Origin of the sequence: Kocuria sp. NPDC057446 (assembly GCF_042802875.1) — a bacterium.
Lineage (GTDB): Bacteria > Actinomycetota > Actinomycetes > Actinomycetales > Micrococcaceae > Kocuria.
The window spans coordinates 1-6827 of record NZ_JBHVDI010000179.1 but is presented as its reverse complement, the minus strand read 5'-3'; the positions used below and the strand labels follow the sequence as shown (position 1 = coordinate 6827).

Sequence of the window (6827 nt, the reverse complement as noted above, 5' to 3'; positions counted from 1 at the left end):
CGCCGCGGGGCCCCGCCCGGGCCCCGCGGCCCCGGGGGGGCCCCCCACGGCGGACCGGTGACGGTGGCCCCCGTCACGCCTTAGCCCGTCGGAGCCGGCTGGGACCATGGATCATGGCCACCACCGCCGTTCCGCCGCGAAGCCTGGAGGACGCCCTCCGGGAGGAGACGGACCTGGACCGGATCGGCGAGGAGTTCTCCGAGGGCGTGCGGGCCCTGATCGAGGAGTCCCGCGCGGAGGCCCGGGCCGCGGGGCGGCAGTACCGGTTGCTCCACCGGCTCTGGCGTCTGCAGGAGGAGGCCCGGGAGCAGCGCTGGATGGTCGAGGCGCTGTGGCTGCGCCCCGGGGCGGACCGGCTGGGCCCGCACTCCCTCGAGCCCGAGGAGCAGACGCTGCGGGACGTGGCCGACGAGATCGGCCCGGCACTCCGGCTCCCTGCGGGCACCGCGCTGCGCCGGGTCGAGGACGCCGTGCTGCTCGCGGAGGACCTGCCGGAGGTCCTCCGGGCGCTCGGACAGGGTCTGGTGGGACTCCGGCAGGCGGGTGTGCTCGTCGAGCTGTGGCGTGAGCTCGTGTGGGACGCCGACGGCCACGTGCCGCAGCTGCGGGCGCCGGTCGAGAGCGTGCAGAGGATCGTCGACGAGCTCCTCCTCCGGGCGCCGGACAGCACCGTGGCCCAGCTGCGCGCCCTCGCGCGCCGGCGCCGCGCCGGACTGCTGCGCGAGACCGAGGAGCGGCGCCACCGGCTGGCGCTGCGGGACCGGTGCGTGTGGGTCGAGCCCCGGGAGGACGGCATGGCGCAGCTGTGCGCCCTCCTGGACGCGGCCACCGCGCACGCGATCCAGGATCGGATCGACGCACTCGCCGAGCGCGCGGACCCCGAGCTCCCGGTCGAGGTGCCTCCCGCGCGGGCCGCAGGGACGGCGCCGGCCCCGATGACGACCCACGGCGGGCCGTCCGATGTCACCGCCGGGAGTCCCGGGCACCGGACACCGCCCCAGCTGCGCGCCGACGTGCTGGCGGACCTCCTGCTCGACGGCGAGCCGTCCGACCTGCCCGACCACCTGCGCGGCATCCGCGGTCACGTGACGGTCACCGTGCCCGTCCTCGCCCTCCTCCAGCACGCGGGGGAGGGGATCCCCGGTCCCGTCGAGGGTGTGCCGCACACCTCCCGCTGCGCGGAGCTGGAGGGCTACGGGCCCATCCCGGTCGGGCTGGCGGAGCGGATCGCGGCGCGCGCACCGTCCTGGTCGCGGATCCTCACCCATCCGGTCACCGGCACCGTCCTGGACCGCGACCGCAGCACCTACGCCGTGCCCGCGGACCTCAAGCACCGCCTGCGCGCCCGTGACGGCACGTGCCGCTTCCCGGGCTGCCGGCGCCGGGCGTCGCGCTGCGACCTCGATCACACGATCGCCTGGGCGGACGGCGGCCGGACCGCCGCGGACAACCTCGCCCACCTGTGCCGGCACCACCACCGGCTCAAGCACCGGGACGGCCCGCTGGGCCGATGGCACGTGCAGCACCTGGCCTCCGGGCGGCTGGACCTCGGCGTGCTGGAGTGGACCTCCCCTGCAGGCCAGGTCCATCGGACGTGGCCGCAGGAGCACCACGACCATGATCCGGAGGGTGCGCCGTACGTGGTGCCGGGCCCCACGCCGTCCCCGGTGTCGTCCCCCACTCCGAGGTCCGGCCTGACACCCGCACCGGGCCCCGGCCTGACATCCTCGCCCAACCTCAGCTCGACGCCCTCGTCCGGCCCCGGCCCGGCGCCGGCGCCGCACGGTGTCCCGCGGTGCGTTCCGCACTCCGGGCCCCGACCCGGACCGGCCGCGGACCCGCCGCCGTTCTGACATCCTGGCAGCAGGCGCCCGACCGGCCGTGAACCGGGTCCGGCGGCGATCGCCCGCCCCCGTCCCCAACGGCGACCGGATCCGCCCGGAGAGGAGCTGACCGTGACCACCCCTTCGCCCGCAGAGCTGCGCGCGGTGCTGCTCGAGCTGGTCCGGCGCCGCGGCCCCGCGAAGACCGTCTGTCCCTCCGAGGCCGCCCGCGCCCTGTCCCCCGACGGCTGGCGGGACCTGATGGAGGACGTGCGGCAGGAGGCGTACCGGATGGCCGACGACGGACTGGTCGACATCACCCAGCAGGGTCACGTGGTCGACGGCCGGACGGCCCGAGGACCGATCCGTGTCCGGCTCCACTGATGCGTGTCCCAGTCTGCTGATGCGTGACCCACGCCGCTGATCCGTGTCCCACCTTGCTGCTCCGTGTCGCACGCCGCTGATCCGTGTCCCACCTTGCTGCTCCGTGTCGCACGCCGCTGATCCGTGTCCCGGCCCGCTGATCCGCGCGCGGGTCCCCGGGTAGCGTGGGGGTATGACCGCCGCACCCATCAGCGCCCTCCTCGGGTCCGCCGCCCGCGCGCCGTTCGCCCTGCTCGGGCTGTTCCGGCCCCAGCGGCCCATCCACTCGGAGGGCGTCGGGCTCGAAGGCCTCCTGACCAGGACGGGCGGCGGCACCAGCGGCATCCGCTGGATCGACGAGCCCGGTGAGGACCCCGTGCGGGCCCGGTTCTCCCGCTCGGCCGGCTTCCCGCAGGGATGGCCCGACATCCTGGGCCTCGCCCTGCGCTGCCCTGTGCCGCCCTCCGGGCAGATGGAGGGCCGCAGCCACGGCCGGGCCGACCTCCTCCTCGCGACCGCCGGCAGCGGGCGGCTCTCCCGCTTCGTCCCGACCTTCCACCGGCACGTCCCGGACAGCGCGTTCGCCTCCTTCATGCCCTACCGCGGTCTCAACGGCCCCGTGCTGGTCGCCGCGCACCCCGGTCCCCGGGCGGAGCGGCTGCCGGCCCGCCCGGACCTCTTCCGGGCGTCGGTCGCCGCCGAGCCGTGGGTGCTCGGTCTGCACTGGGCCTCGCCCCTCGGCCCGTGGCAGCGCTTCGGGACCGTGGAGCTCGGCCCCGGGGCGCCGTTCGGCGAGGACGAACGCTTCGACCCCCTGCTCAACGTCCCCACGGGCGCCGAGAACTACGAATGGACCTACCGGTTGCGGGAGCCGTCGTACACCCTGGCCCGGACCCCGCGCGGGCAGCCGCCCCGGGCATAGAATCGGTCCATGGGACTGAGACTGAGCCCGGCACCCACCACCGCAGCCACCACTGCGACCGTTCGCCGTCACGCCCTCGTGGAGTCGCCCATCGGCCCGCTCGCGCTCGTCGAGGAGGCAGGAGCGCTCGTGGCGCTCTCCGTCGAGGACGCGCGTCAGGGGCCCGTCCCCGCCGCGTTCGGGGCGCGCGACGACAGCCTCCTCCCGCACGTCCGCGACCAGCTCGGCGAGTACTTCGCCGGACGGCTGCAGGAGTTCGACGCCGACGTGGTCCTCCACGGGACGCCGTTCCAGGTGCGCGTGTGGAACGCCCTCGCGCAGATCCCGTACGGCACGACCGGCACCTACGGACAGGTGGCCCGCGCCGTCGGGGCGCCCCGGGCCGCGCAGGCGGTGGGCGCCGCCAACGGCCGCAACCCCGTCAGCCTGCTGGTCCCGTGCCACCGGATCATCGGGGCCGACGGGCGGCTCACCGGCTACGCCGGCGGCATGGAGCGCAAGGAGTACCTGCTGCGCCTCGAGGGCACGCTGCTCTGAGACCCCACCGCTGACGCGCCACCAGGAGGACCCATGACCCGCCTCGACGACCTCGCCGCCGCCAACCTCACGAGGGCGCGTGCCTCCGACGCCGGGCGCAGCGCGGAGCTGGTCGTGCACGACGGCGTGCTGCGGCAGACGGTGATGGCGCTGTGCGCCGGCAAGGAGCTCGCCGAGCACGTCTCCCCGCCCGCCGCCACGCTGCAGCTGCTGCTCGGCCGGGTCCGGGTGCTCAAGCGCGGTCAGCTGGCCGAGGAGCTCACCGCCGGGGAGCTGCTGTCCCTGACCGACTCCCGCCACTCGGTGGAGGCGCTGGAGGACTCGGTGTTCCTGTTGACCACGGTCTCCCGGCCCACCGACGGCTACGACCCCCGGGTGGCCTGAGCCGGCCGCTGCGATCCGGGCCGTGCTCGCGGCATCCCGGCCTCAGAAGGCGTAGCGGACGTCGCAGTACGGCAGCTTCTCGTGCAGCAGGTCCAGGAACTGCTCCAGGTACCGCTGCTTGTCCCGGAACCGGTACCGCACGTTCAAGGCACCGTTCTGGGAGCGTTTGGTCTCCTGGAGGTCCGGGCGCCACAGCACCTCCTCGGCCTTGGGGTGCCACTGCGTGTTGACCTCGTGGAGCTGGGCGTTGTGGGTCAGGAAGATGACCTCCGCGGCCAGCTGGTCCTTGGCCGCCGCGCTCAGCCCGGCGTCGAGCTGCTCGAAGAGCTCGGCCCAGTCCGCCAGCCACGTGTCCGTGACGATCACCGGTGAGAAGTTCACGTGCACCTCGTACCCGGCGGCCACGAAGTCGTCGATGGCGGCGATCCGCTCCGGCACCGGCGTGGTCCGGATGTCCGTCAGCTTGGCCAGGTGGGCCGGCATCAGCGAGAACCGCACCCGGGTCCGTCCCTGCGGGTCCCAGTCCAGCAGCTCCCGGTTGACGTACTTGGTGGCGAAGGACGCCTTGGCCGTGGGGTGGCGGCGGAACAGGTCCACGAGGTCCTGCACGTTGTCGCTGAGCAGCGCGTCCACCGAGCAGTCGCTGTTCTCCCCGAGGTCGTAGACCCACGCGTGCGGATCGCACTGGTTGGAATCCGGCTTGGTGCCCTGCCGGCCGATGTGCCGGTCCAGGTAGCCGGTGATCTGCTCGATGTTGGCGAAGACCGTCACGGGGTTGCTGTAGCCCTTCCGGCGCGGCACGTAGCAGTAGGCGCACGCCATGGCGCACCCGTTGGCCGTGGACGGCGCGATGAAGTCCGCCGACCGGCCGTTGGGCCGTGCCGCCAGCGACTTCTTGATCCCCAGGACCAGGGCCTCGCGCTTGATCCGCACCCACCGCCGCGCGTTGGTCTCGTCCCCGTGCAGCTCCGGGATCTGCCAGTGGCTCGGCACCTCCACCAGGGTGGCGTCCGGCCAGCGCTCGAGGACCTCACGCCCCCGGGGCAGGTCGGCGGCGGCCGGCTCGTAGTAGATGCGGGTGATGTCGACCATGGACGGTTCCGGGGGCATGGGGACGAGTCTAGGAACCGCCTCCGACAGCCCGTTCGCAGGGGTTTCCCCGGAGGTGGACAGTGGACTTCCCACCTGTCGGCCGACAGGATGGCATCACGGTCCGACCGCACCGACCGTCCGATCACGAGGGAGCTCCTCCATGAAATCCGTATGGCTCGACACGTACGAGGTGCCGTCCACGGCGTCGGACCCGTTCGTCCCGGAGGCGCACTACGACACCGTCGTCGCGGGTGCCGGGCTGACCGGGCTGACCACCGCGGTGCTGCTGGCGAGGGCGGGCCAGCGGGTGGCCGTGCTGGAGGCCCGTTCCGTGGGGGCCGTCACCACGGGCAACACGACGGCGAAGCTGTCCCTGCTGCAGGGCACCACGCTCTCCCAGATCCACCGGCACCAGACGGACAAGGTGCTGCGCGCCTACGTGGACGGCAACCGCGAGGGCATGGAGTGGCTGGTCCGGTTCCTCGAGGAGCGCGGCGTCCCGTTCCAGCGCCGCGACGCCTACACCTACGCCACGACGTCGAAGGGCGCCGCGAGCCTGCGCAAGGAGCTCGAGGCCGCCCGCATCGCCGGTCTGCCCATGAACTGGACCCGCGACACCGGCCTCCCCTACAAGGTCTCCGGCGCCATCACGATGCCGGACCAGGTCCAGTTCCACCCCATGGAGGTGCTCGGCGCCCTCGTCGCCGAGCTCAAGGAGCGCGGCGGCACGCTGGTGGAGGGCGTCCGGATCACCGGGGCCGGCGTCCGCTCGCCCCTCACGGTGCGGACCTCGCAGGGGCCGGTGCACGCCGACCGGCTCGTGCTCGCCACGGGCACCCCGGTCCTGGACCGCGGCGGGTACTTCGCGAAGCTCTCCCCGAACCGCTCCTACGCGCTGACCTACCGGGTCCCGGGGGCACCGGGGTCCATCCCGCAGGGGATGTACATCACCGCGGACAGCCCCGGCCGCACGCTGCGCACCGTGCCGGTCGACGGGGAGGAGCTGCTCCTGGTGGGCGGCAACGACCACGTGGTGGGACGCTCCGCCTCCCCGCAGGCCGCCGTGGACGACCTCGAGTCCTGGACGCAGCGCTGGTTCCCCGGCGCCGAGCGCACCCACGCGTGGGCGGCGCAGGACTACCAGTCGGTCAACCTGATCCCCTTCATCGGCGCCCTGCCCCGCGGCGGCGGGAACATCTACCTCGCCACCGGGTACAACAAGTGGGGGATGAGCAACGCCGTTGCCGCCGCGATCGCGCTGCACGCCGAGATCACCGGTGGCAGCGTGCCGTGGGCCGAGACGCTGGGCCGGCGCGTGACCTCGCCGTCGGACATCCTCACGGCCCTGCGGGTCAACGCGGGCGTGGGCCTCAACGCGCCCAAGGACTGGCTCAAGGCCGAGCTCCAGGAGCTGCCCGGCGGGGCGCCCGCCGAGGGGCAGGGCGTCGTCGGGCGCGAGCGCGGCCGACCGGTGGCCGTGTCCACCGTGGACGGCACCACGTGCAAGGTCTCGGGCGTCTGCACCCACCTCGGCGGCGTGCTGCGCTGGAACGACGCCGAGCGCTCGTGGGACTGCCCCCTGCACGGCTCCCGGTTCGCCGCCGACGGCGCCCTGCTCGAGGGGCCTGCGGTCAGGGACCTCTCGCCGATCGACGACTGATCCGTCCCCGGGCACGACGACGGCCCCCACCGGGAGAGGTGGGGGC

7 protein-coding genes are annotated in these 6827 nt (G+C 74.1%); 6 read left to right on the top strand and 1 reads right to left on the bottom strand.

Features of this window, described 5'->3' with window-relative positions; all coding sequences use genetic code 11:
• Positions 1 to 113: 113 nt before the first annotated feature.
• The 5 genes from ACFU0Y_RS16105 (at position 114) to ACFU0Y_RS16085 (ending at position 4029) form a co-directional block, all read left to right on the top strand.
• Positions 114 to 1853, top strand: coding sequence for a DUF222 domain-containing protein (locus ACFU0Y_RS16105; RefSeq protein WP_380215633.1), 1740 nt, complete (start codon positions 114 to 116; stop codon positions 1851 to 1853).
• A 102-nt stretch (positions 1854 to 1955) separates the two neighbouring features.
• Positions 1956 to 2207 (top strand): DUF3253 domain-containing protein, encoded by a 252-nt coding sequence (locus tag ACFU0Y_RS16100; RefSeq protein WP_380215631.1) that lies wholly within the window; start codon positions 1956 to 1958, stop codon positions 2205 to 2207.
• A gap of 172 nt (positions 2208 to 2379) precedes the next feature.
• Positions 2380 to 3108, top strand: a complete 729-nt coding sequence (locus tag ACFU0Y_RS16095; protein WP_380215629.1) for a hypothetical protein — start codon at positions 2380 to 2382, stop codon at positions 3106 to 3108.
• A 9-nt stretch (positions 3109 to 3117) separates the two neighbouring features.
• The gene (locus tag ACFU0Y_RS16090; RefSeq protein WP_380215627.1) at positions 3118 to 3645 is read left to right on the top strand and encodes a methylated-DNA--[protein]-cysteine S-methyltransferase; all 528 of its coding nucleotides are present in this window, start codon (positions 3118 to 3120) and stop codon (positions 3643 to 3645) included.
• 33 nt (positions 3646 to 3678) lie between these two features.
• Positions 3679 to 4029 carry a cupin gene (locus tag ACFU0Y_RS16085; protein ID WP_380215625.1) on the top strand — a complete coding sequence of 117 codons (351 nt, stop codon included), beginning with the start codon at positions 3679 to 3681 and terminating at the stop codon, positions 4027 to 4029.
• Between the two features lie 42 nt (positions 4030 to 4071).
• Here ACFU0Y_RS16085 and ACFU0Y_RS16080 read toward each other — a convergent pair whose 3' ends face one another.
• A complete protein-coding gene (locus ACFU0Y_RS16080) occupies positions 4072 to 5139 on the bottom strand; it encodes a spore photoproduct lyase family protein (protein ID WP_380215623.1) in 1068 nt (355 codons plus the stop codon).
• A 142-nt stretch (positions 5140 to 5281) separates the two neighbouring features.
• Here ACFU0Y_RS16080 and ACFU0Y_RS16075 point away from each other — a divergent pair, with 142 nt between their 5' ends.
• The gene (locus ACFU0Y_RS16075; RefSeq protein WP_380215621.1) at positions 5282 to 6781 is read left to right on the top strand and encodes an FAD-dependent oxidoreductase; all 1500 of its coding nucleotides are present in this window, start codon (positions 5282 to 5284) and stop codon (positions 6779 to 6781) included.
• Positions 6782 to 6827 lie beyond the last annotated feature (46 nt).